Consider the following 25,246-nt stretch of genomic DNA (forward strand, 5'->3'; position numbering starts at 1 on the left):
GTTTTTTTGATCGCGGAAGCTGCGCAGATGCGATCACGATGACTGTCTGCAGAACAGCAAACCATGCAGGATACCTATCAGTGTCCTGCTGATGGCTGCTGCCTCAAAAGCGTCCGACCATTCCACGCCCGCGACAGTATCAGAGTAAAGAACTGACAAATATTTTTTCGCCACATCCTGCATAAAACATGAGCATGCCGCATGCTTTACTACATTTGTATATTCATACATTTGAAAAGGAAAAGCACGACATCTGCTCAAGGTAAAAATATAGAAAGACTGAATCACATCCTATCAAGAACAGGAGACAAAATTGAAAACAAGAAAATTACGTAGCTATTGGGCAAGCGGTATATTGTTAAGCATGCTGACCGTGCTGGCAGCTTGCGGTGGTGGCTCGCAAAGCGGTAACGCGCTGACCGCTGCAGTTCCACCGGTACAAGCACCACCAGCCGACACGTTCGGCCTGACTTCCGACAGCAATTTCTTTATCGTCGATACCGGTGCAGGTCTGGTTTTCAAGATACGCCGTCTGGATAATGGCGTCAGTACCCAGTCTGCCGGTGACATTGCTTCTTTGATTTACAACGGCGTGCAATACCAGGACCAGTCGCGTGGTTCACAGGTGAATAGTGGCTTTGATTTTCTGTACACCGGCATATCTGCAGTGACTGTAAATGCCGATGTCATCAATACCGACTATATACGTGTCACCGTGCAGGCAGGCAACCTGACCCATTACTACCTGGCCAAGCGAGGCAACCCACACATTTACATGGGCACTTATTTCACTAGCGAACCCGACACGCTGAATCTGGTGCGTTATATCGTGCGCGTACCCGTAGGCGTACTGCCGTTTGGTCCGGGGCCTTCAGACTTGCGCAACAATACCGGTGCCATAGAATCTGGCGACATCTTTGGCATGGCGAATGGCGAGACACGCTCCAAGCATTATTCAAACATGCGGCTCAAGGACTGGTCTTATATAGGCGGTACCAGCAGCAGCGTGGGCCTGTGGATGGTCAGGGATAATAATGAAGGTGGTTCTGGCGGGCCCTTCTTCCGCAGCCTGTTGAACCAGATTACATCCACCAATCAGGAAATCACTTACATCGTCAACTATGGTGAAAGCCAGACGGAAGCCTACCGCCCTGGCATACTGAATACCTATACCCTGGTATTTACCAATGGTGCGGCACCCGGTACGCTCGATACTTCATGGTTCGCCAACATGGGCATGAGCGGATATATACCCTCATCAGCACGTGGTGCAGTGGCAGGCACAGCCATCAATGGCCGCAACACCAGCTATGGCTACACCGTGGGTTTCTCGAATGCGATGGCACAATACTGGGCCACGGCAAATGCCGGCAATGGTTCATTCTCCAGCCCGAATATGATACCCGGCACCTACACCATGAAGATTTACAAAAACGAGCTGGCCGTCGATACCCGCACAGTCACCGTGAATGCTGGCAGCACCTTTAACACGGGTGCCATCACCATCACAGGTGACCCCAGCAGTAGTGCAGCATTGTGGCGCATCGGTGACTGGGATGGTACGCCCGCTGAACTGTTGAATGGCGACAAGGTCACTACCATGCATCCATCCGATGTGCGCATGAGCTCATGGGTGCCTGGTAATTTTGTGATAGGTAGCTCAACTGCCGCTGCCAACTTCCCGGCCTATCAGTGGAAAGCGGTGAATGGCAGCTACACCATCAAGTTCAATCTGACTGCCAGCCAGATTGCCGACCACACACTGCGGGTAGGCATCACCACTGCCTATGCTGGCGGGCGTCCAAAAGCGCAAATGAATGCCTGGGTCTCTGCCAATCCGGCAGCATCAACCCAGCCATCCAGCCGCACCCTGACCGTTGGCAGCTATCGGGGCAATAACACCATGTACACATTTGCTATTCCGGCCAGTGCTTTTGTTGTCGGTGAAAATACGCTGACCCTGACGGCTATCAGCGGCTCCAGCGGTACGACTTATCTAAGTCCGGGTTATTCGTATGATGCGGTAGATCTCTTGCAATAAGAACGTTCTTCAGGCCAGCAGTTTTTGCTGGCCTGAATTCAAGCATAAAACTATGGATTCCCCATATCTTTCGTGAGTTGTGCAGTAACTTTTTGCAATGTATAGCGCGCTGCTTCTTCTGGCGTATTCACATAAAACCCGGACAACTCCCATCCGCCTTTATATGCATAATCAGCAGTCCAAAGGCGCTTGCCTTCTGCATCGCGTATAACCAGTAACATGGTACTGTTCTGCCAAGTGAATGAAGAGCCAGAACTGACTGATGACCCCACCGTAGTAGCATGTCCGTTGACATACGCCGCATTACCAGAATACCAGCCATTTGAATTGAAATTTGTGCTGGAAGTGTTAGTGGCCACTCTCACCCAAGCGCTATCACCTGTGCTGGCAAAAGTCACTTCGATTCGCCCTTTCGCATCTGCCCCCTCTGTGACTTCGAGCACCTTTCCAAGTTCGCGAACTGAGAACTCGTATACGACGGGCGAGATTGATCCCGCTTTCACAACAATCGCATATGGCCCATTAGAGGCAAGTTTTTGCATTCCCCCTTTTACGGGAATGGACTCCATGGTGGAGCAGCCAGACAATACCAAAACGAACAACAATAGAAAAAAGCGTAAATTCATTTTTTATCCTTTCCCAGAGGTCTTTATGAGGTAATTTGAATATATTACAACTTGATACTCTGCTTAAGTATAAAAATCGACTTGATCCCAACTTTCTTAGTGCAATTTTAAAGTACATTTTCATCGCATTAGTGATACAAAGTACGCCAGCAATATCTGTGTTTTTTACCTGATACATTCTGGTACAGGCGAATTTTTGTACATGGTAGACTTTTACGCTTCATCTGCATGCGAAATTGAAAGTCCATCATGAGTACAAGTCCAACATCAATGCTATTCGGTGCCGCCATCGGTGCGTTCGTAGTCTGGCGCATAGTCTCGCGTATCCGGCGCATGGTGGGCAGGCAAAAATACTCAGGTGTGCGTGCCATTCTCACGGTATGCATTTTCCCTGTATTGATTGCGCTGGTGGCATTTGGCGCACTGAATCATGAAGGCAATATACTGTTCATGCTGGCTGGATTGACAGTCGGTACCGGTCTCGGTTTTTATGGTCTGCGTCTGACCAGGTTTGATAACAGCCCGGCCGGAAAATTCTATACACCGAATGCCCATCTCGGGATTGCACTGTCACTGCTGATGATAGGCCGGATAGCCTGGCGCATGGGTACGCTGTATTTCACGACACAATCCTTTACTGCACCACCTGGTGATTTTGCCAGCAGCCCGCTCACTCTGTTCCTGTTTGGCATGTTGGCTGCTTACTACATCAGTTATGCAGTTGGCTTGTTGCGTTGGTCACGCAGTTTGCAAAAACCAGTGGCAATTGCATCATCAGTTACGTCATCAATTGCAACAGACGTTGTTGAAGGTACAGAGCAGAAAGTGTGAGCAAGGGCTCATGATACGGCTTTGGTCAAACCAAAAAACTGTTCAGTATTGTTTCGTATCTGCTGCGCAAGCGCTACTGGCGATATACGTAAAATGGCAGCAACTGCTTCCAGCACTACCGGCAGATGCATGGGTTCGTTGCGATTATCTTGCGGGCGTACCGGCAAGTTCCGCGGCAACAAAAACGGTGCGTCAGTCTCTATCATCAGTTTGTCTTTGGGCAGGTATTTGATGGCCTTGCGTAAATCATCACCACGCCTTTCATCACATATCCAGCCGGTAATGCCGATATGGCAGTCAAGGTCGAGATAGGCGCGCAGTTCTTCAGTATTACCAGTAAAGCAGTGTACCACTGCACCTTTGAGTTGTGGACGGTATTGCCTCAGCAAGGCAAAAAATTCTTCATGCGCATCGCGCTCATGCAGGAATACAGGCTTTTGCAAACGCACTGCCAATTGCAGTTGCGCTTCAAAACAGGCGCGTTGTTGTACTTCGCTTGAAAACATGCGGTTATAGTCGAGGCCGCATTCACCAACCGCCACCACAGTGTCACTGGTCGCAAGTTTTTCTATCGCTTTTGCACACTGCGCATTCCAGTTTTTTGCTTCATGCGGATGCACGCCCGCAGTGCTGTTTAAATAGCCGGGATAAATTTGCGTCAACACATGGGCATCATGGCTGGCACGTTCGGATGTCCCGGTGACGATGATATGTTCGACACCCGCCTGTTTTGCGCGTGAAATCACGGCATCAAGGTCATTGTGAAAACGATGGTTGGTCAGGTTCGCACCGATATCTATCAGTACAGGTTTTTGTAGCATGGTATAAATTTCCTGTTGTTTTTATTATTTGGATTACTAGCCGCTCAGTAAATAATACAGATAAAACTGAGGGTATTCTGAAGCAGAAACTGCGAGGGAATAGTCTGGATAGATCCAAATCTTATTGTTTAAATTAATGGCGCTGATTTCAACGCCAGCGCCATCTTAATTCGGGATGATGAAAAATATCAAGCGTTTTCATCAAAGTGTGTTGTTGATCCAAGCTAGTTACATTGGCTTAAAGCGCCATGCATACGCCTGACTGACCTTGAGCTTTTCTTGCAAGCCTCTAAGCTCCACCGTGTACTTGCCCAGTTCATCCCTGTGCGCACGCGTAATCGCATCAGCGCGCACGACCGTGCCGCGATGCACTTGCCAGAAGATATCAGGGTCAAGACCATCCATGATTTCTTTAAGTGGTTTGCGTACATGCGCCTCATCATCGGCGCAAACTACCCGCGTGTATTTTTCATCGGAACTAAAGAACAGGATTTTTTCTACCGGGAACATCTTGATGGTGTCGCCAACGCTAGCACTGATCCAGCGTATCCGTTCTGCGGTCGTGTTCTTCAAACGCTTGTCGAGTTCAGACATGAGCTGGCTGACATCTGCCACGGGTTGTTTGCTGGCGATGCGCTCTTTCAATCGGGTGACGGCCTCTTGCAGCCTGATTTCAGAAACAGGTTTGAGCAGATAATCAACGGCACCGGCGGCAAAGGCATCGAGTGCGTGGCTGTCGTAAGCAGTGGTGAAAACGGCGTGGCAACGTCCCTTTACGGCATGCGCCACGTCGAGGCCGGTCATGCCCGGCATGCGTATGTCTAAAAAAGCGATGTCAGGCTCTTCCTGATGTATTGCTTCCAGCGCTTCAGCACCATGTTCACATTCGGCCAGTATTTCAAGTTCTGGCCAGACTTTGTTGAGCATGCGGCGCAATTCCTTGCGGGGCAAATCTTCGTCATCGGCAATGATGGCTGTGGTCATGGGATTATCTCTTTTTATTTATTATGCTTCCAGGGGAAGAAGTATGGTCGCTGCAACACCGCCTTCAACTCTGGCTTTTAATACCAGGCTGGCACGCGGGCCATACGTGGATTCCAGTCTTTCATGTATATTCGCCAGACCTATACCAGTGCCGGAACTGCTACCTGCAAAACCGACACCATTGTCGGCGACGGTCAGTTCCAGCATGTCTACGCCATAGCGTTCGACCTTCTTTGCAAAAACAGCGATATGCACGGCACCTATCTTGGGTTCTACGCCATGTTTGACGGCATTCTCAACCAAAGAAATCAGCATCAGTGGTGGCAGTGCGGCATCTGTCACTTCACTGTCCACGCTATAACTGAGGCGCGGTATGCGTGCCTGCATGAGACCCAGATAAGCACTGGCAGCTTCCAGTTGCTGTTTGAGTCTGGCCTGGGCAGAACTGCCGTCGTTACGCATTTGCGGTATAGTGGCACGCAGGTAATCAACCAGGTGATCGACGATGGCGGTAGCGCGTTCAGGCTCGGTCAAAATGGCTGAGCGTACACCTGCCAGGGTATTGAAAAGAAAATGCGGCTCCACCTGGGCAGCCAATACTGACAGTCGCAATTCAGCTTCACGGCGCGCCTCCTGTGCCAGGCTGAGTTCACGCTGACGCATGACTTCCAGCAGGCGTTTTTTCTGACGGAAGAAATACCAGAGATCAACCGCACCCGCCGTATAGGTGACGAGACCAAACACCAGCATGAAGGAAAAACCTTGCACCAGCATTTTCAAGGCCGGTGATTGCTCAATCTTGCTGACGTTTTTGTCCTTATCACTCTCCTCGGCCGGGCGAACCGTCACTCCGGTGGCTGGCTTGTCTGTTTTCGATGGCGGTAAGCCGGAGGCAGTAATACTACCCTGAACCGCAAATTCCATATTTTCACCACCGTAAGCCAGGTACTTGGTGGCATAGTTAGTCCCAGAAATAATGCCATAGCTGATGCCTGCACCAACCAACAGGGCCAGTGTCAGCGATATGGCTTCTTTCTTGCTCGCATAAGCCTGGTTTCGGACCCATACCGCCATTGCAGGTCCGATCAGGTGCAAGGCTGTGCCACCTATGGTCAGAGGGACGAAGGCCACCGCCAGCTTGCGCAGATCTGTATCTGCCACCAGACCTGTCGCTATCACCAGCAAGTCAACGATGATGAACAAACCTATCCATGCCTGCGCCCGGTAACGGAACCAGGTACGCGAAAACACGGGGTAGTTACGGGCCCGGGTCAGCCAGGTTTCACTTCTCGCCGTTACTTCGGACGGCAATAATTGTTCTGAAGTATGTAAAGCTGTGCGCATAGGATTAATGGCTGACATGGCAATTCCTTATGAAGTTGCAGCTAGTCTAAGGAATGCGACAATGATGTGGGAAGAATGCGATAAAACTGGCTGGCGGTCGATGAAATGCGATTTTGCAGCGACGAATTATTCCACCCCGGCTTCGCTGCCATCTTCCGCCGCGCTCGCTCTTTGCTGTTTGGCAATACGTATGATGGTATTGCGTATGGAGGTCAGTACCGCCACGGAATTGAAGGGCTTCACGATAAAACCCTGTACCCCGCGTTGCTGGGCCGTCTGCAGTATGGTCGCATCAATTTTTGACGACACCAGGAAAAGCAATGCTTTGGGCAATTCAGCCTTGATCTTGTCGAGCAAAGCCAAGCCTTCTTCATCGGTTTCGCCTATGTCCACGCAAACAATCTGTGGCTTGAGTTTGATCACACGGGCCAGGCTGGCGGGCGTCAGATTGGCATCTCCCACTACTTCATGACCCCCATTCACCAGAACAGAAGTCAGCAAATTACGGGCAACAGCATTCGCATCCAGAATGACGGCTTTTAGCATGGCTAAATGTAGAAAAAGATTCAATTTGCATATTAATGCAAAACTTTAAGTTCATGTGAAAAAGGCGGCAGATATGTCGTATCTGCCGCCTTTCCATCACCATTACTTGCGTATGTCCTAATCCCGGTTACCGTCCGGTTTGGCGTTTTTAACATACATCTCCAGCCAGCGGTCTTGTTCCCACAGCATGTGCAGGATGGATTCGCGGGCGCGGTAACTGTGGCTTTCATTTGGCAGCATGGACAGCCTGGTAGCCCCACCCAGGCCCTGTATGGCCTGGTACATGCGTTCGCTTTGCATGGGGAAGGTGCCGGAATTATTGTCTTGCTCGCCATGAATGAACAGGATGGGGTCCTTGAACTGGTGGGCAAAATTGAAGGGGGACATTTCCTGATAGACCTTGTTGGCTTTCCAGTAATTTCTGTCTTCGGACTGGAAACCGAAAGGCGTCAGGCTACGGTTATAGGCACCAGAACGGGCAATCCCGGCACGAAAAAAGCGGGTATGCGCCAGCAGGTTGGCGGTCATGAAGGCACCATAACTATGCCCACCGATGGCGATACGGTTGCGGTCTGCGACACCGAGGCGCACCACTTCATCGACGGCTGCTTCTGCATCCATCTTCAGTTGTTCGAGATAGGTGTCATTTGGTTCTTTCTTGCCTTCACCGATGATGGGCATGGTAGGGCCGTCCAGCACGACATAGCCACGGGCCAGCATGGGCAAGGGGCCGTTATAGGAAATGCGGTTGAACTTGTATTGCGAACCTATGACCTGCCCGGCAGCTTCTATCGATTTGAATTCACGAGGGTAAGCCCACATCAGCAGGGGTCGCGGGCCGTCGCGCTTGGGGTCGTAGCCGGGTGGCAGATACAGCGTTGCCGTCAGGTCTACACCATCTTCACGCTCATAACGGATTTGCTGTTTCTTGATGCCCTTGAACTGCGGCATGGGATGCGGGAATTGCGTCAATGCGCGCGGTGCAACATTTGCCTGCAAATCATGCAGATAGAAATTGGGCCTTTCTTCGACCGATTCGCGGCTGGTAATGAAGCTGCTACCCTTGTCATTCAGCAGTGCCTGTATTTCTTCATAGTACGGGGCTTGCGAGCGCCACAGGCGGGTGATCTGCTTGTTGGTCAGATCGAATTTATCGAGGAAAGGCCGGTCACCCTCAGCACTGGCGCCATTGCCGGTAAAGAAGATGGCCTTGCCATCCGGGCTGATGCGCAAGACCAGGCGGCCCTGGGCGTTTTGTGTCATGACCGGGTTGCCGGGATTGCTGTACTGGTCTTCTGACTTGCGGACAAACATGAGTTCGGGCTTGCTGTCCGGTACGCCCGGCTGTATGCGCCATGTACGCGTGTCGCGGGTCTTTACCCAGTTCTCGGTCACGACGGCCAGATAATCATTGCCCCATTGTACATTTCCAAAACGCCAGCCCAGGTCCATGATTTTTTGCGCCGGGGTATCGAAAGGGGCAGCCTGCTGGAACAGGGCATCATGGATTTTGCTATTCACCTCAGGGTCGCCACCGGCCTGTGCTTCCAGCCAGTACAGGGTGGCAGGTTTATCCGTGCGCCAGCCAAAATCACGCGGGCCGGCTTGTACGGCATCATTGCCGGTGGGGATGCGTTCACGCAGTGGGCGCTCAGCAACCGTCTTCACCTTCTTGCCCTGGATATCCCAGAGTTCTATCAACTGAGCAAAGCGGTCTACCGGCAACATGGTGGAATACGGGCGGCGCAATTGCGTGGTCAAAATCAATTTGCCATCAGGTGAAGCCTGGGATTTGATCAGGGTCATAGGGCGGGTGATACGGCGCACCTCGCCATTCAGGTTGACGATGCCCAGTTGGGTCTGCAAATACCAGTCCAGGGTATCGCTATCCCGCGCTGTCCTTAGCATGTCTGGATAGATGCGGTTTTGCAGGGTTTTGCCACCCTTGGTCTCTTGCATATTCGGCCCTGCCGGTACTGCAGGCAGGGGAGGCAATTCCTTTTGATGCTGGGGAGTCAGCCTGACCAGTATTTTTTCTGAACCTTCTATCCAGGAAAAACCGGGGCCGGTCACGGCATTGAGCTTGTCGGCCATCAGGCGGCGGGCAGTACCTTTTTTGATATCCAGCAACCAGAGTTCGACGCCACCTTCTACCCACAGGCTGAAAGCCAGCCATTGTTCGTCAGGAGACCAGGCGGTTTCGGCGATCTTGAGTTTTGCTGGCAAACCCTTGACTTCACGCGCCTTGCCAGTGGCGATATCCAGCAAACTCATGCCATTGCCAAAGTCAAAATGGCTGGTGGCGCGCGTGCGTGGATTGATGCGCAAACCCGCCAGGCGCAATTCTGGCTGGGAGACATCGGCAATACTGGGCAAACCAGGCAGTGTCAGCAGCAATGCTGTCTTGCGTTGCGGTCCCAGGCGAAACAGCGGGCCTCGGGGGGCATCGACCACGGCTTGCAGTTCTGCCGGTGGTAGCTGGTAGCCGGATTCCGGTACATTGCCAGCCTGGATCTGGCTACTGGCCGACGCTAACAGAGCGAATGTAGCGGCGACGAACAAGGGTTTAATACTTATCATTAACAGAGCATCCTGATTACAACTTAACAACGAGCTTAAGCACGAGCTAAACCGCAGTTTGACAATAATTTCAGGGCTAATTTGATAATTTTTTACGCCCTATAAAGAACTACCGCCCCATATTGGGGCGGAGTTTTTATTGCATTGTAAGCGCTTTACAGGCTTTTTACAGCTTAGTTAGGGCTCCATATCGCTAATCGCTTATTTTGTGCCTGGTGCAAAACCATTGGCGGTAATGTCGAGTTCAGTGACTTCACCATAATTGGCAGCAATACCGCGTATGCTTTCGGCCTTGCCTATCAATACCATTTGCAGCTTGTCGCGTGGGAAGTGTTTGTCCACCAGTTGTTTGGCTTTGTCTACGTTGAGGCCATCCACATCACGCATGAAATGGTCAATTTGTTCACGTCCTACTTTGGCAACAAACATTTCACCCAATAAGCCAGCCAGTTGCTGGTTGGTTTCAAAACGTGGAGGGAATTGCCCTTTGACATAGGCCTTGGCTGATTCCAGGGTAGCGGCATCAATACCCTTGTCCCACAGGCGCTGATAAGTCTTGGCTGCCAATGCGAGCGCTGCCTCTGTCTTGGGCGTGGCAGTGAAACTGGAAACGGCAAAGCTGCCCGTCTCAGCCAATGGTGAGAAGCTGCTATTGGCGCCATAAGTCAAACCGGAATTGACGCGCAATTCATCATTGAGCCAGGAAGTAAAACGCCCGCCCAAAATGGTATTGATGACTTGCAGAGGTACATAGTCAGGGTCATTACGGGCAATGCCCTTGCCGCCAAACAGGAAAGTGGTTTCGACAGCATCTGACTTGTTGACCAGCCAGACCCGGGCCTTGTCTGCTTCAACCTTGCCATTGGCAGCAATTGCAGGCATGGCAGTAGTGGCTTTCCAGGAACCGAACAAGCTAGTCAGCTGGGCACGCATGACGCTGGGCTTGAAGTCACCGACGATCACCAGCGCCGCATTTTCAGGGCGGTAATAACTTTGATGGAATTTTTTGGCATCCTGGGGTTGCAGTGCCGTCACGCTGGTGACCGTACCTGCCACCGGGTTGGCATAGGCACCATGACCAAACAACATGCTGCGGTAATAGGTTTGCACCACATTACGCGGGCTTTCTTTGGCCTGCTTCAAACCATCGACAGTACGCGAACGCAGCTTGCCGAATTCTTCCGCCTCAAATGAGGGATGCAAAATGGCATCGGCAAAGATGGGCAAAAGCACATTCACATCGGCGCTGGCAAAGTCTGCATTCAGGGAAGTGGATTCTGTCGTCGTCGCACTGGAAATACGGCCACCACGAAAATCAAAGCTCTGGTCCAGGGTCTTTTTATCAAACTTGCTGCTGCCTAATAACAGAGCATCACCTGTCAGGTTGGACAAGCCTGCATTGCCAGCATCGCTGACTGCACCAGCCTTGACGACGGCACGCACGGCAATCAGTGGCACGTCATGGCGTTCCATCAGATACACAGTCAGGCCATTGGGCAGCTTGGTGGTTTCAAAAGCAGGCAGGCGGAATTCAGCCGCCTGGCTGTTCGCTGCCAGCAAACTCACGCTGGTCAGGCCGGCCAGACTGCTGGCGAGAATTCTTTTATTAATTATTTTTATACTGATCATCTTCTTATTCCTCCACAGCGGCGAGCACGCCTACTGTTCTTTGTGATTTTTTAAAGTATTTGGCGGCAACACTCTGGATATCTGCAGGAGTCAGTTTGCGATAGGCATCCGGTGCGTCAAAGAGTTTCTTGTAATCGCCAAAGAACATTTCATATTCACCAAGCTGGGCAGCCTTGCCATTGATGGTTTCCTGGGCACGGTAGAAATTCAGGAGTTTCTGGTTTTTCACTTTTTGCAATTCATCTGCCGTGACACCGTCTTTGACCAGCCTGTCTATCTCGGCCAGCAATGCAGCTTCGACCTTGGCGGCAGGCACCTTGTTGGCAGCAACGGCAAAGAAATTGAACAGGCCAGGGTCAAAATTCTTGCCATGGTCGGCACCGACCTGGGTTGCCAGACGCTGATCCACCAAAGCCTGATACATGCGCGAAGTCTTGCCATCAGTCAGTATGCTGGCGATGACATTCAAGGCATAGTAGTCAGGATGGCTGGTCGCAGGCATCTTGTATGAAACCATGAGATTGGCAGCAGTGGCAGATTCCTTGCGCACGAACACGCGGCGCTCACCTTTTTGCTCAGGCTCCACCGTACGCACGGCAGGCGGCAGGGCGCGCTGCGGGACATTGGCAAAATACTGCTCTGCCAGGCGTTTCACTTCTGCTGCCTTGACATCACCAACGATGACAGCCACTGCATTGTTCGGGGAATAATAGACATTGAAATAACGCTGCAAGTCATCTTGCGTCCAGGCCTTGATGTCGGATTCATGACCGATAGTCGGAATAGAATAGGGATGGGCGCGGAATGCAGATGCGTACACCTCGCCCCACAGGGCGCGCAGATTGGAGTTTTCCAGCCCGGTGCTGCGCTCGGACAAGACCACGCCGCGCTCGCTCTCGACCATCTTCGGATCTATACTGAGATTAGCGATACGGTCGCTTTCCAGATCAAAAATGGTAGGCAGGGCAGTGGCTGGGAACCAGTCCTGGTACACCGTCAGGTCATTGCTGGTATAGGCATTATTGGCACCGCCGTTGGCTTCCATGGTGCGGTCAAATTGCTTGGGGCCGAATTTTTTCGAGCCATTGAACATCATGTGTTCAAAAAAATGCGAGAGACCGGTGATGCCTGGCACTTCATTGCGCGAACCGACTTTCCAGTAGGTGTACATATTCGCATTTGGTATTGTACTGTTTTCCAACACCAGGAATTTCATGCCGTTTGGCAGCGTAAAAGTTTTTACCTGTTCAACTGTAACGGCCTGGGCCGTCCCCGCCATCATGCCCAGATAAAGACCGCCTGCGGCAGCCATGGTTTTCCACTTCATTGCATTTTCTCCCTTGTATGCTTATTGATTGCGGGTGCTGATCCCTGAGCTATGACAGAGAATACCGTCTCTAGTTCTGATCAAAAATATTCTGGATATATAAAGATTTCTAAAGACTGCAGATATTTACCCTAATTTGTCATACTGGCAAGCAAAATCGTTGCAAATAACCACTCTTACACCAGGTAATTTATTCACTGCGGCAAGATTGCCTTAATCCGTCATATCATTCACATCATTGCAGACACTTCTGCTTGGAAAACACGCAAGGCTAAGAATCATGACATTAACGACATCCCCAGCCCGCTTTGGTTTGCGGGCAAAAATGCTCTTCGCTGTGCTGGCTATGGTGCTGGCAGGTTTTACCGTCACCATCAGCCTGCTGACCAAGCAGGCTGGCAGCATGCAGCAGGAGTCAGCCCAGCAATACGCCAGACAACTGGCCATCAATAATGCAGGCAAGGTGGCGGAGCGCATCAACCTGGCCCTGCATGCAGCACGCAGCCTGGCGTTTGAACTGGCTGCCATGCAAGCCAGTGGCAAGGCAGAGCGCGCCAGTGCCGACCTGTTACTGAAGAGCGTGCTGGAGGGCCATCCTGAATTTACCGGCGTAGGCACGATATGGGAAGCCAATGCTTTCGATGGCAAGGACAGCGAATACGCTGGCAAGGAGGGCCATGACGCCACTGGCCGCTACCTGCCCTACTGGAACCGTGGCAGCGGCAAGACCCAGGTTGAAGCCCTGACGGATTACGAAAAAGAAGGTGCAGGCGACTATTATCTGCTGGCCAAGAAGAGTGGCAATGAAGTCTTGCTCGAACCGTATATGTACAAGATCGCTGGCAAGGATGTATTCATGACTACAGTCACTGTCCCGGTCAAGGCCAAGGGCCAGGTCATAGGCGCAGTCACGGTAGATTTGCCGGTAGCAGGCTTCCAGGAAGATGTCAGCAAAATCCATCCTTATGAAACCGGCTATGCCAGCCTGATTTCTAATAACGGTATCTATATCGGCGATGCTGATGCAAAAAATGTGGGACAGAACATCGGCGACAGCGCCGCTGCAAAAGCTGCCAAGACGGCCATCAAAGCTGGCCAGACTTATAGTGACAGCTTTGAGCACAGCACCATGCAGACGACGGTAAGCCGCATTTATGTTCCGGTGCAGATAGGTGCCACCACTACACCATGGTCATTTGTCATCAGCGTGCCAGAGAATAAAATATTGGCCGACGTGCGTTATCTGCGCAATACCGCGATCCTGATTGGTATCTTCAGCGTGCTGGTGGTATCGGCCATCCTCAGTTTCGTCATCAACAAACTGGTGATCGCCCCTCTCGGTGGTGAACCTGATGTCGCCGTCAATATTGCCAGAAGCGTGGCTGAAGGTGACCTGACTACGGTGGTGACACTAAAACCCGGCGACCGCAGCAGCATGTTGTATGCCTTGCATGGCATGCAGCAACAATTGACCGTCATGGTCACGCATATACGCGACAGTAGCGAGTTCGTCTCGAACGCATCTGGCGAAATTGCCATGGGCAATATTGACCTCTCGCAAAGAACCGAGAACCAGGCTTCGTCACTGGCACAAACTGCCAACAGTGTAGAAAGCCTGAACCAGACCGTCAGACAAAATGCCGGCAATGCCGAGCAAGCCCGCCAGCTCGCCGTCTCTGCGGCGCAGACGGCACAACGCGGCAGCACCCAGGTCGACAAGGTAGTGAATACCATGGCAGACATCTCGTCAGAATCCAAGAAGATGTTTGACATCATTGCTGCCATAGAAGGCATCGCCTTCCAGACCAATATCCTGGCACTGAATGCTGCAGTCGAAGCTGCCAGGGCTGGTGAACAGGGTCGCGGCTTTGCCGTGGTGGCGTCAGAAGTGCGCAACCTTGCCCAGCGCAGCGCTGTCGCCTCGAAAGAAATCAAGTCACTGATAGAAACCTCGATCGCCAAAGTGGATATGGGTTCTGAAGTGGTTGGCCATGCAGGTAAGACCATGACCGAGATACTGGCATCGGTAGAGGGCCTCTCCACGATACTCAATGAAATCTCCAGTGCCTCTGCCGAACAAAGTCACGGCATAGCGCAGATCACGAATGAGATAGGTTTGATGGACCAAACTACCCAGCAAAATGCAGCATTGGTGGAAGAGTCTGCAGCGGCAGCGGCATCGTTGAAAGAAGAAGCGCAGAAATTGTGGCAGGCATTGCTGGTGTTCAAAGTCAATTAATTTCTAATCGCGCTGTACAGTAAATCAGTAACAAGAAATGGACATCAAAACCAGTGTTTGATGTCCATTTTTTTCAGCATCACTTTGCCGCAGTCTGCACCTTTGCCATGGCCTGCAAAGCCTCAGCAAATACTTCAGGCTGATAACCACGTATCATGCGCTTGCCTATGATGATGACTGGCACACCTTCACCGCCCAGCTCTGCATGTCTGGCCGCAGCGGCAGGAGATTTCTCTACATCCAGGTCCACGAATTCGATTTTATTTTCATCAAAATAAGCCCGCGTTTTTTTGCAAAAACTGCAGCTGGCCGTGCCATACATCAGGACTTTGCTGTTGGTATTCTGGAAGTGGGCCGAATAATCAGCTTCCTGATAAGCAGGTTTCAACCACATGGGAAGACGCGGTGCAACATAGCCTATCAACAATCCTACCGCAATGATGAGCGCATAGCTCAGTATCGTCTTTGCTATTTTCATACTGTCTTCCAGATAAACGGGATTTGATGAGCAAGGTTTTCATGCAATCAGTGACCAGCCTGTTGCTGATCACTGCCGTGGAGCAGCCATGCCAGACCACCCGCACACAAACTGGGTGGCATCAGCTTAGCCAAGCTTCACAAAATCATTACTCCGGATAACCGCTGAGGCAATCCTCCATGCAGGCGGCCCAAGCCTCAGAGCCACGCGGGCCTTCCTTGATGCAGATCTTATTGCAGAAATAGAACGGTGGAGGATAGGCAAATGCAGCACTGCAGCCAATTGCCAATGCCAGAGCGATCAATTTTTTTGTTGTTGATTTAAACATCTAAAGTCTCCTGATTTATTGAATGGGGGAACCTAACAGCACCGGAACATTCGCCCCCAGATCAAATGCCGGTTTTATGACACAAGGTAGTTTTGGCTACCGTCTTCTCTGCATTTCTTATCAAGACAATCTAGTAACATGCTTTTTTATAATTATTAATTCGACAAAATAATACCATCAAATATATTTGACTTAACATTATTTAACTATTGCACCTGCACAGAAATTTTGCTTTTTTACTATTTATTTTGTTAACAAGAGCCAGCTCTTCAGAGGGGGGATGGCGACATCCTGAATAAAGTTGCTAGTGGAAATCAGCACAGCATTTTTTGCTGCGGCGCAGCATATGTCTTTTTATATGAGATTTTTGTCGTGGTAAGCTACGCGCCGAATTGACTCAATTCACATCATTTACAGGTACGCATTGAAAAAAATTTTGCGGCCAGCTGCGACTTTTATACAAAATAATTATTGGAGAGCACTTTGAACAAAATTCAAACGCCAGGTGCACACACTATTCTGGGACACCCGGATAGCTTGTTCGTCCTGTTCTTTACAGAAATGTGGGAACGGTTTTCTTACTACGGCATGCGCGCCCTGCTGGTGCTGTTCCTGGTCACCACGGCAGCCAAAGGCGGCTGGGGCTGGAGCCGTGCCGATGCAACGGCCCTGTATGGCTGGTACACTGGCCTGGTGTACCTGACCCCTATCCTTGGTGGCTATATCGCCGACAAGATACTGGGCAGCCGTCGTTCCGTCGTCCTGGGTGGCTTCATCATCGCTGCCGGACATGCCTGCCTGTTGTTTGATACCCCGGCCATGTTCTATACGGGCTTGGGCCTGGTGGTTGCCGGTACCGGTTTGTTCAAACCAAATATCTCTGCCATCGTTGGCCAGTTGTATACCAAGGAAAATGAAGGTGGCCGTGATGGTGGCTATACCCTGTTCTATATGGGTGTGAACTCTGGCGCTTTCTTCGGCATCCTGTTGTGCGGTTATATCGGTGAAAATATCTCCTGGCCTATGGGCTTTGGCCTGGCCGGTGCCTTCATGATTTTGGGTGCGATCCAGTTCTATTTTGGCCAGGGTATCTTTGGTGATATCGGCCTGGCAAAATCCCAGCAAAGTACGGACGTGGTTGCGGCGGAAGAAGCTGAACCGCATATCGTCGCTGACCGCCTCAAAGCAATTTGCGTCTTCTCTTTCTTCACCATCTTTTTCTGGTTTGCGTTTGAACAAGCCGGTGGTTCGATGACGATTTTCGCTGCTGACTATACCGACCGTGCACTGGTTGGTACCAGCGGCATGATGTTCAAGATCGTCAACAGCCTGATGACAGTCATCCCGACCATCATCCTGAGCTGGCTGCTGATCAAATTGTTTGCAGGTACGGCAAAACGCTATCTGTTATCGAATGCCTTGCTGGTACTTTGCATAGGCCTGATCTGGGTGCTGGTGATCTGGATGTTGCGCCGTGAATTTGGACTTGATCAATCCAGTGTACCTGCTACCTGGTTTGGTGTGTTGAACTCCTTCTTCCTGGTGATCCTGGCACCGATGTTTTCCAAGATGTGGGAAAAATACTGGAACCCGAGTGGCCCGGTCAAATTTGGTGTGGGCCTGATCTTGTTGGGTCTGGGCTTTGCCGCCTTGTCCTATGGCGCATCCAGCATCCCTGCCGGTGCCAAGACAGCAAGTGTAGGCATGGTCTTCCTGATCGCTGCTTACTTCTTCCATACCATGGGTGAGCTTTGCGTTTCTCCGGTAGGCTTGTCATATATCAGCAAACTGGCGCCACCACGTTTGCTGGGCCTGATGTTTGGTGTCTGGTTCCTCAATACGGCGATTGCCAACAAACTGGCTGGGTTCACCGGTAGTTATATCGACCATATTTCTGAAACTTATTCACTGTCAGTCTTCTTCCTGATCTTCACGCTGATACCTATTGGGGCTGGCCTGGTTCTGATGATGTTGAACAAGTGGATGGAAAGAAAAATGCACGGCGTCCACTAAGCGGCTGACTGCATAAAAAAATCCCCGCCCAATGATGATTGCGCGGGGATTTTTTATGGCAGATTACTTTAAGCCTTGAATGTCACCCAGGGTTTCAATCTGACTGCTGCCTTGATCAGGCCTGCGGTCTCTTGCGCCTCTATCACCGGGCCTATGGGTTTATAGGCTTGCGGTGCTTCTTCTACCTTGCGCTCTTCCCTGAGAGTCACGCATTGCCAGCTGGCGTCGGCATTATCATGACGCAGACGCCGCACGTCCTGCCTGCGTACACGACGACCCGCACCATGACTGCAAGACCATAACCAGTCAGGGTTGCCCAGTCCTTCTACCAGGTAGCTGGCATCACCCATGGAGCCGGGTATCAGGGCCAGGTCACCTTCCCTTGCCGGGGTTGCACCCTTCCTGTGGATGTTCATGCCATGCTCACGCAGGATGACATTGTGAGGTACATCCACTATCAGCGATGATTTGGCATGACCCAGCACCACCTGCAATTGCTGCCTGACCAGTTCTGCCAATACCATGCGATTGGCCCAGGCATAGCGCGCTGCCACGCCCATGGCTTGCAGATATTCTTCAGCCAGTTCCCCACTGAGTCCATACAAGGCAGACTCAGGATGTTTGAGACCGACAGGCCATTCTGCCCTGGCCCTGTCCATCCAGCGCTGGCCAACGTAGAAGCCTAAATCGCGTGAACCGCTATGTATCATGACGACGATATCGTCCTTGGACAGACCAGCACGATATGCCAGATGGCGGTCGAAGACAGCATCGACGATCTGCAGTTCGACAAAGTGGTTACCACCACCTGGCGTACCAAGGCTGGGGTCACGCACGATGCCATCGCGGTTGAACCAGGCCTCAGGTGCATAGCGACTGGCACCGCCAAACTCTTGCAAGCCTATACAGACAGCCAGTTCTTGTTGCAGACGGTCACGGTCGGCTGCGGCCCAGATACCACTATCAGGCAAGCTGTCCAGAAAAGCAGAAGGACCGGCATCGCTGAGTGCAACAAAGGCTTTGGCGTGGGCAGGCACATCCCGGCCATTTTCCAGCAAGACTCGTTGCAACTGCCGTATCAATGCAGGCTTATGCTGGTTTGCCTGGGACAAATTAAACCCGGTGGTCAATAAGCGCATGCCGCAATTGATGTCGGTGCCTATGGCCGCGGGAATCACAAAGCCTGCATCGGTGGCAACGATGGAACCTACCGGTGCAATGCTGCCGGGATGAAAGTCTGGCGTTGCACAGGCCTTGCAGACTGCATGATGGCCGTCTGCCGATTTGACTGCGGCAAAAGCCATTAATTGTTTTACTGCTTTTTCTTCCAATGGAAGAGTGTCAGGCAATAAGACTGTTGCCTGCGCATATTCATGATGAAGCTGAAATATGCCATTGGCATGTTCAACATGGATGCCCTGTCTTTGCAGGGCCGCTTGTAAACGAGATATAGAAGTCATGGCTGCTACCAAAATTTGAAGTACAGGTGAGCCTCCGGCGATTCGGGGGCATTTGTACCTCTAGCAGCAGCGCCAAGAGGAAGATTTTTAGTATAACTAAAATTGCTGCATCTGCAAACAATTTGGCGGGGGGATGTCTCTTGCCAGCATCCCTCGCTTTTCAGCCAGCAGCCACCTGCTGCACCAGCGCCATGGCAAATTTGCCGTTGCCTGTAGACCAGTCGGAATAGTCGTTTTCATGCATGAAGATGAAAACATCGGCCTTGGCCACACCCGCATTTGCTGCCAGGTTTTCTGCAATGTGAGCGTACAGATCACGCTTCATGGCGTCGCTGCGGCCGCGCCTGAGGCTGATGTCGATGACCACCAGTTTGTCTGAACGCGCCACGCCGTTGAAGCTGCGGCTATAGAAAAAATCCTCTGCCTCATAGCTGCTGACGAGATTGAACAACTCGTCTTGTGGCATGCCTATGCTGCTCACCAGCGCCTGGTGTATGCCTTCGACGATAGCCTGGCGTTGTTCCTGGCTGGTGCTCTTGCTGACATGGGTGCGGATGAATGGCATGTGATATTTCCTAAAATTAATTTGATTGAAATGTAAAACCGCAAACAACATTCTCATAGGTATCATCTTGAAAGAAAATCGATATTCATTCACTCATATGTGCGATAAACTCACATAATGAAACGTCGCCTGCCTCCTCTGAATGCACTCCGCGCCTTTGAATCCGCTGCCCGGCTGGGGCGCATGACTGCCGCTGCCGATGAACTGGCGGTGACACCCGGCGCCATCAGCCGCCAGATACAACAACTGGAGCAAAGCCTGGGTACAGTCTTGTTTGAAGGCTCCAAGAACCGCCCGCAACTGAGCGCCATGGGCCAGCAGCTATTACCAGCACTGACAGCCGCCTTTGACCAGATGGACACTGCAGTGAATGCTGTGCGCAATGACAATAACGGTACGCTGGACATTTGCTGCTTCAACACTTTCACGGTGAAATGGCTGATACCACGTTTGTATGATTTCAATTCCAGATATCCCGACATCGACGTCAGGCTAAGCTCCACTGACCGTCGTCCCTACGCTGCGCCAGATACTGAGTATGAACGCTACGACCTGTTGATCAGCGTGGATGAAGCCAGTGCAGATTCAGACGACCGGAACAGAATCTTGCCGCTGTTCCAGGAATGGCTGGGGCCAGTACTTTCACCAGCGCTGGCAAACAGTATCAGCATCACTGCAGCAACTGACCTGACCGGGAAACCCTTACTGCACACCCACACCAGAGCGAATGCCTGGCAAATGTGGGAACAGGCAGCTGGTTGCACAATCGCTGTGGCAGAAGGCAGGGAGTTTGAGCACTATTACTTTACGCTGGAAGCTGCCATCGCTGGCCTGGGTATCTGTATTGCCCCCTGGCATCTGGTGATAGATGATATCCGCAGTGGCAGGCTGGTCGCCCCCCTCGGTTTTAGTGCCAGCACTTATCGCTATGTGGCACGGCGCAGCCGCAAGCAAGATAAAAAGCTGGACCTGTTTTGCAACTGGCTGCAAAACCAGGCCGCACTCAGCCCATTGCCGGGTGACAAGCTGAAATAAACATTATTTTTAAATAATTGCATCCAAAACCAAATCTCCTGCGTAAGAACAGTGCCCGTAAAGTTTTTTAAATTTCGACGGTCATTTTTCCTACACTTCAGGAGTTGGTCATGAGACAAGTAACATCGAAGTTCAAGCAAAAAATTCTGCTCACCCTGGTCACTGCAGGCAGTATAAGCGGCATCGCCGCCCTGCCGGCACAGGCATCCAGCCATCGCGAAGCACCCTTTATTACACGCCACCCAAAAGTGGATGCGGCTGATTTTTATATGTTCCGCAGCTATGAAGCCAACCGCGCGGCATTTACCACATTGATCGCCAATTACTCGCCCCTGCAGGATTCTTACGGAGGCCCGAATTATTTCTCCATGGATCCGGATGCGCTGTATGAAATCCATATCGACAATGTCGGCGATGGCAAAGAGCACCTGACTTTCCAGTTTCGCTTCAGCAATACCAATAACGATGCACAGTTCACTGTGGGCGGCAAGAAAGTCTCCATTCCTCTGGTCATTAATGGCGGTGCGATTGATGGTGTCAATCCGGCGGGTTTGAATGTACGTGAAACCTATACCGTCACCATGGTGACGGGCGACCGCCGTACCGGTACCCGCCAGGCCGTGACTAATGCCAATACTGGCTCCGCCACCTTTGACAAGCCAATTGACTATATCGGTAATAAATCCATTCCTGACTATGCAGGCTATGCCGCCAAGCATGTGTTTGCTGTCAATATCCCGGGCTGCACGACACCAGGCAAAGTCTTTGTCGGCCAGCGTAAAGACCCCTTCGTCGTCAACCTGGGTGAAACTTTTGACCTGATCAATATCAAGGCACCTGCTACAGCATTTGATCCGAATGCAGAGAAAGCCGGTCATGATGACCTGGCCATGAAGAACGTCACGGCAATAGAAATGGAAGTACCGACCAGCTGCCTGACCAATGGCAAAGAAGCCGTGATCGGTGGCTGGACCACGGCCAGCTTGCGCCAGGGCCGTGCCATCAATCCTACGCCTAGCAGCACAGGTGCGGCATCCAAGGAAGGTGGAGCATGGACGCAGGTATCGCGTCTGGGTATGCCATTGGTGAATGAAGTCGTGATTGGCCTCAAGGACAAGGATCAGTTCAACCACAGCAAACCCAGTGGTGATGCCCAGTTCATCAACTATGTGACCAACCCTACCCTGCCTGCACTGGTGGAAGTCTTGTTTGGCAGCGCTGGCGTCAAGGCACCAACCAACTTCCCGCGTAATGATCTGGTGGCAGCTTTCCTGACGGGTATCAAGGGCGTCAATCAACCAGCAACGGTCACACCATCTGAAATGCTGCGCCTGAATACCACAACGCCTGTCAGTGCAACGCAAAACCGCCTGGGTGTGATTGGCGGGGACAGCGCTGGCTTCCCTAACGGTCGCCGTCCTGGTGATGATGTGGTGGATATTGCCTTGCGCGTGGTCATGGGGCGTTTGTGCACACTCAGCTTAGGCTGCGTACCAGCCGATGCACCAGCGGGCAGTATCGATTTCACAGACGGTGCCTATCTCGACAGCAGCTACACCGACAATGCCTTCCCTTACCTGAAAACCCCTGTGGCTGGCGCACTGAAACGTTAAACGTATCAGTCATTTTGTACACCATACTCAAGGAGCAATCATGAAAGCAAGACATTCTTACCTGATCGCCGGTGCATTGCTGACGCTCATGTTGACAGGCTGTGGCGGCAGTTCAAGTCCGCCAACCAGTACCACGACACCCGGTACTGGCACTGGAACAGGGACGACCACACCCACGGTCATCGATACCTTCACGCAATATGTGCTGAACCTGTTCGGTGCAGCGGATACAGCAGAACCACAGTCCATCGATGCAGCAGTCGTCACGGCGCCGGAAGCAACAGAACCTGTTAGTGTCAACTAGGTGGATAGTTGCAGCCAACTGAAGTTGCGGGCTCAGGACATTTTATTTGCTGTATGTCTTGAGCCCGCCCATGAATTTGGAGATTTAAAAGAATATGCGCCTGTCTCGTTTTTTATCTGCGCTGCTGATCTTTGCCAACCTTGCCTTTAATGCACAGGCGACGCCGTTTATTCCCGGCAACGGCAAACAGGTGCTCGAACAATTGCCATCACGTACAGACCCTGCCCAGCGTGCATTTGCAGAACTGCGCAAGCGCCTGGCAGCAAAGCCAACTGACACTGCCATTGCCAGCGAACTGGCACAAGCCTATATCAATGCCGCCCGCAATGATGGTGACCCGCGTTACCTCGGCTATGCACAGGCAGTATTGAAACCCTGGTGGAGCCTGCCAAATCCGCCGATACCTGTACTGGTATTGCGTGCCACCATACTGCAAAGCACGCATCAATTTTCTGAAGCCTTGCTGGACCTTAACAGTGTATTGAAGCAGGACAGGGATAATGCCCAGGCCTGGCTGACCCGCGCCACTGTCTTGCAGGTACAAGGACAGTTTGCCCAGGCCAAAGCCAGTTGCATGCACCTTTATCCTCTCGCGACTGAACTGGTCACGCTGACCTGCTTGCATAACATCGGCAGCTTGAATGGTGACGCGGCCAACAGCTATGCTGCGCTTGCTGCTGCCTATAAAAAGTACGAAAAAGATGCCAATAGCGATGCAGGTACAAAAATTTGGGTCACGACACTGCTGGCAGAAATGGCTGCCAGACTGGGCGATGTCAAAGCAGCCGAAGCCTGGTATCAGACAGCTCTGTCACTGGCAGAACCTGACAGTTACTTGCTGGGCTCTTATGCAGATTTTTTGCTGGATCAGCAAAGACCTGCTGAAGTCGTCAAGCTGTTAAAAGACAAGACCAGAATCGACGCCTTGTTGCTGCGTTATGCGCTGGCCTTGCAAGCGCAAAAATCCCCTCTGGCAGCGGGACAAATCAGCTTGCTGGATCAACGTTTTGAAGCTGCCATGCTGCGTGGCGACACTGTGCACCAGCGCGAGCAGGCACGCTATGAATTGCAATTAAAGAAGCGCCCGGCAATTGCCCTGAAACTGGCGCAACTGAATTGGGCAATACAAAAAGAAACCGCAGACTTGCGCATCCTGCTGGAAGCAGCCGCAGTACATGAGCCTGAGGCTGCAAGCCCGGCCCTGGCATGGATGACTCAAAACAAACTGCAGGACATCGCATTGAATCCCATACTCGCCAAACTGGGAGTCAAGTCATGATGCTCAGCACCATGCATCAACTGGCGCGCCGTCTTATGCTGGCAATGCTATTCAGTCTGTTCAGTCTGCCTGCCCATGCCCATAAACCCAGTGATAGCTACCTTATTCTGCAGGCAGACCAGGCCGGTATCCACGGTCAATGGGATATCGCCTTGCGCGACCTGGATTTTGCGATAGGCCTCGATGAAGACGGAAATGGCGAACTGACCTGGGACGAAGTACACAACAAACATGCTGACATCGCCGCTTATGCACTGGCCAGGTTGAAGATCACTGCGGGTGAGCAGCCATGCCCGTTGACAGCAGGACAACAACTGATAGACCAGCACAGCGACGGCGCTTACACCGTATTGATGTTCGACAGCACCTGCAATGCTGAAAAAATCAGAGTGCAGTATCAATTATTTTTTGATCTGGATACCCAGCACAAGGGCTTGCTGCGTCTGGTCAACAAAAAGGATGCAACAACTACCGCCATCTTCAGCCCCGAGCAGGCCAGTCAGGAATTTGTCGTGGCCGAGGTCAATCAATGGCAGCAGTTCAGCGATTATATTTTCCATGGCATCTGGCATATCTGGATAGGCTTTGACCACATCCTGTTTTTATTGTCGCTATTGTTACCGGCAGTACTGGTGCTAAAAGCAGGCAAATGGCAAGCAGCCAGCAGCTTTAAAGCAGCAATGATCGATGTATTGAAAATCGTCACGGCATTTACCGTCGCCCATTCGATTACGCTGACACTGGCTGCCCAGAACCTCGTGGCCCTGCCTTCACGGTTGGTAGAGTCAGCGATTGCGGCATCTGTCATCCTGGCAGCGCTGAATAATCTGTTCCCGCTTTTCCAGGGTAAGCGCTGGCTGGTGGCATTTATTTTTGGGCTTATCCACGGCTTTGGTTTTGCCAGTGTACTGGCTGACCTTGGTTTGCCACAATCAGCATTGACGCTGGCACTGGTCGGTTTTAATCTGGGCGTGGAAATCGGCCAGTTGACCATCGTGGCAGGCTTTTTACCTCTGGCTTATCTGCTGCGCCGTCACTGGCTGTATCAGCGTGCCGTTGTGCAGGTAGGTTCAGGGTTGATCATCCTCATTGCGCTGGTGTGGTTTGTTGAGCGCGCCTTTAACATGCGCCTGATTTCATAGGGGCTGCGGATCTGTCCTCTGCCACTTTCTTTTCATATTCGTTTGGTTATGAATATGCGAA

General features: G+C 51.6%; 20 protein-coding genes. 9 read left to right on the top strand and 11 right to left on the bottom strand.

Annotated features, from left to right (window positions below; all coding sequences use genetic code 11):
- The first annotated feature begins 313 nt into the window (after nt 1–313).
- Complete coding sequence (locus tag AC3WQT_RS11500; protein WP_492704005.1) at nt 314–2,041, top strand: rhamnogalacturonan lyase B N-terminal domain-containing protein; 1,728 nt, start codon at nt 314–316, stop codon at nt 2,039–2,041.
- A gap of 50 nt (nt 2,042–2,091) precedes the next feature.
- Here the strand turns inward: AC3WQT_RS11500 and AC3WQT_RS11505 are convergent, their stop codons facing one another.
- Complete coding sequence (locus AC3WQT_RS11505) at nt 2,092–2,667, bottom strand: hypothetical protein (RefSeq protein WP_492704007.1); 576 nt, start codon at nt 2,665–2,667, stop codon at nt 2,092–2,094.
- Nucleotides 2,668–2,916: 249 nt separating this feature from the next.
- Here AC3WQT_RS11505 and AC3WQT_RS11510 point away from each other — a divergent pair, with 249 nt between their 5' ends.
- Complete coding sequence (locus tag AC3WQT_RS11510) at nt 2,917–3,498, top strand: CcdC protein domain-containing protein (RefSeq protein ID WP_492704008.1); 582 nt, start codon at nt 2,917–2,919, stop codon at nt 3,496–3,498.
- A gap of 8 nt (nt 3,499–3,506) precedes the next feature.
- Here the strand turns inward: AC3WQT_RS11510 and AC3WQT_RS11515 are convergent, their stop codons facing one another.
- From AC3WQT_RS11515 to AC3WQT_RS11545, 7 genes are all read right to left on the bottom strand, one after another.
- The gene (locus tag AC3WQT_RS11515) at nt 3,507–4,319 is read right to left on the bottom strand and encodes a TatD family hydrolase (protein ID WP_492704010.1); all 813 of its coding nucleotides are present in this window, start codon (nt 4,317–4,319) and stop codon (nt 3,507–3,509) included.
- A 228-nt stretch (nt 4,320–4,547) separates the two neighbouring features.
- A complete protein-coding gene (locus AC3WQT_RS11520) occupies nt 4,548–5,303 on the bottom strand; it encodes a LytR/AlgR family response regulator transcription factor (RefSeq protein ID WP_162044253.1) in 756 nt (251 codons plus the stop codon).
- Between the two features lie 21 nt (nt 5,304–5,324).
- Nucleotides 5,325–6,665: a sensor histidine kinase gene (locus tag AC3WQT_RS11525; RefSeq protein WP_492704011.1), complete on the bottom strand. Its 1,341-nt coding sequence runs from the start codon at nt 6,663–6,665 to the stop codon at nt 5,325–5,327.
- A gap of 108 nt (nt 6,666–6,773) precedes the next feature.
- On the bottom strand, nt 6,774–7,193 hold the full coding sequence (locus AC3WQT_RS11530) for an ANTAR domain-containing response regulator (RefSeq protein WP_492704012.1): 420 nt from the start codon (nt 7,191–7,193) through the stop codon (nt 6,774–6,776).
- A 117-nt stretch (nt 7,194–7,310) separates the two neighbouring features.
- A complete protein-coding gene (locus tag AC3WQT_RS11535; RefSeq protein WP_492704013.1) occupies nt 7,311–9,773 on the bottom strand; it encodes a S9 family peptidase in 2,463 nt (820 codons plus the stop codon).
- 201 nt (nt 9,774–9,974) lie between these two features.
- Nucleotides 9,975–11,402 carry a M16 family metallopeptidase gene (locus AC3WQT_RS11540; RefSeq protein WP_492704015.1) on the bottom strand — a complete coding sequence of 476 codons (1,428 nt, stop codon included), beginning with the start codon at nt 11,400–11,402 and terminating at the stop codon, nt 9,975–9,977.
- Between the two features lie 4 nt (nt 11,403–11,406).
- Nucleotides 11,407–12,729, bottom strand: coding sequence for a M16 family metallopeptidase (locus AC3WQT_RS11545; RefSeq protein ID WP_492704017.1), 1,323 nt, complete (start codon nt 12,727–12,729; stop codon nt 11,407–11,409).
- A 280-nt stretch (nt 12,730–13,009) separates the two neighbouring features.
- Here AC3WQT_RS11545 and AC3WQT_RS11550 point away from each other — a divergent pair, with 280 nt between their 5' ends.
- The gene (locus tag AC3WQT_RS11550; RefSeq protein WP_492704018.1) at nt 13,010–14,968 is read left to right on the top strand and encodes a methyl-accepting chemotaxis protein; all 1,959 of its coding nucleotides are present in this window, start codon (nt 13,010–13,012) and stop codon (nt 14,966–14,968) included.
- A 79-nt stretch (nt 14,969–15,047) separates the two neighbouring features.
- On the opposite strand, the gene AC3WQT_RS11555 is transcribed toward AC3WQT_RS11550, so the two are convergent.
- Entirely contained in the window at nt 15,048–15,446 is a 399-nt protein-coding gene (locus tag AC3WQT_RS11555; RefSeq protein ID WP_492704020.1) for a glutaredoxin family protein, read from the bottom strand.
- 811 nt (nt 15,447–16,257) lie between these two features.
- Between AC3WQT_RS11555 and AC3WQT_RS11560 the strand changes: the two genes are divergently transcribed.
- The gene (locus AC3WQT_RS11560; RefSeq protein ID WP_492704022.1) at nt 16,258–17,787 is read left to right on the top strand and encodes a peptide MFS transporter; all 1,530 of its coding nucleotides are present in this window, start codon (nt 16,258–16,260) and stop codon (nt 17,785–17,787) included.
- Nucleotides 17,788–17,855: 68 nt separating this feature from the next.
- Here AC3WQT_RS11560 and AC3WQT_RS11565 read toward each other — a convergent pair whose 3' ends face one another.
- On the bottom strand, nt 17,856–19,247 hold the full coding sequence (locus AC3WQT_RS11565) for an RtcB family protein (protein ID WP_492704024.1): 1,392 nt from the start codon (nt 19,245–19,247) through the stop codon (nt 17,856–17,858).
- Nucleotides 19,248–19,407: 160 nt separating this feature from the next.
- Nucleotides 19,408–19,812 carry a tautomerase family protein gene (locus tag AC3WQT_RS11570; protein WP_492704025.1) on the bottom strand — a complete coding sequence of 135 codons (405 nt, stop codon included), beginning with the start codon at nt 19,810–19,812 and terminating at the stop codon, nt 19,408–19,410.
- Between the two features lie 117 nt (nt 19,813–19,929).
- On the opposite strand from AC3WQT_RS11570, the gene AC3WQT_RS11575 reads away from it, so the two are divergent.
- The 5 genes from AC3WQT_RS11575 (at nt 19,930) to AC3WQT_RS11595 (ending at nt 25,185) form a co-directional block, all read left to right on the top strand.
- Nucleotides 19,930–20,847: a LysR substrate-binding domain-containing protein gene (locus AC3WQT_RS11575; protein WP_492704027.1), complete on the top strand. Its 918-nt coding sequence runs from the start codon at nt 19,930–19,932 to the stop codon at nt 20,845–20,847.
- Nucleotides 20,848–20,957: 110 nt separating this feature from the next.
- Nucleotides 20,958–22,460, top strand: coding sequence for a DUF4331 domain-containing protein (locus AC3WQT_RS11580; RefSeq protein ID WP_492704029.1), 1,503 nt, complete (start codon nt 20,958–20,960; stop codon nt 22,458–22,460).
- A 40-nt stretch (nt 22,461–22,500) separates the two neighbouring features.
- Nucleotides 22,501–22,764, top strand: coding sequence for a hypothetical protein (locus AC3WQT_RS11585; protein WP_492704030.1), 264 nt, complete (start codon nt 22,501–22,503; stop codon nt 22,762–22,764).
- A 94-nt stretch (nt 22,765–22,858) separates the two neighbouring features.
- Nucleotides 22,859–24,043: a hypothetical protein gene (locus AC3WQT_RS11590; protein ID WP_492704031.1), complete on the top strand. Its 1,185-nt coding sequence runs from the start codon at nt 22,859–22,861 to the stop codon at nt 24,041–24,043.
- Nucleotides 24,040–25,185, top strand: a complete 1,146-nt coding sequence (locus AC3WQT_RS11595; RefSeq protein WP_492704032.1) for a HupE/UreJ family protein — start codon at nt 24,040–24,042, stop codon at nt 25,183–25,185. Before AC3WQT_RS11590 ends, AC3WQT_RS11595 begins: the two co-directional genes overlap by 4 nt.
- Nucleotides 25,186–25,246 lie beyond the last annotated feature (61 nt).

The organism is Undibacterium sp. FW305-107 (assembly GCF_058788535.1).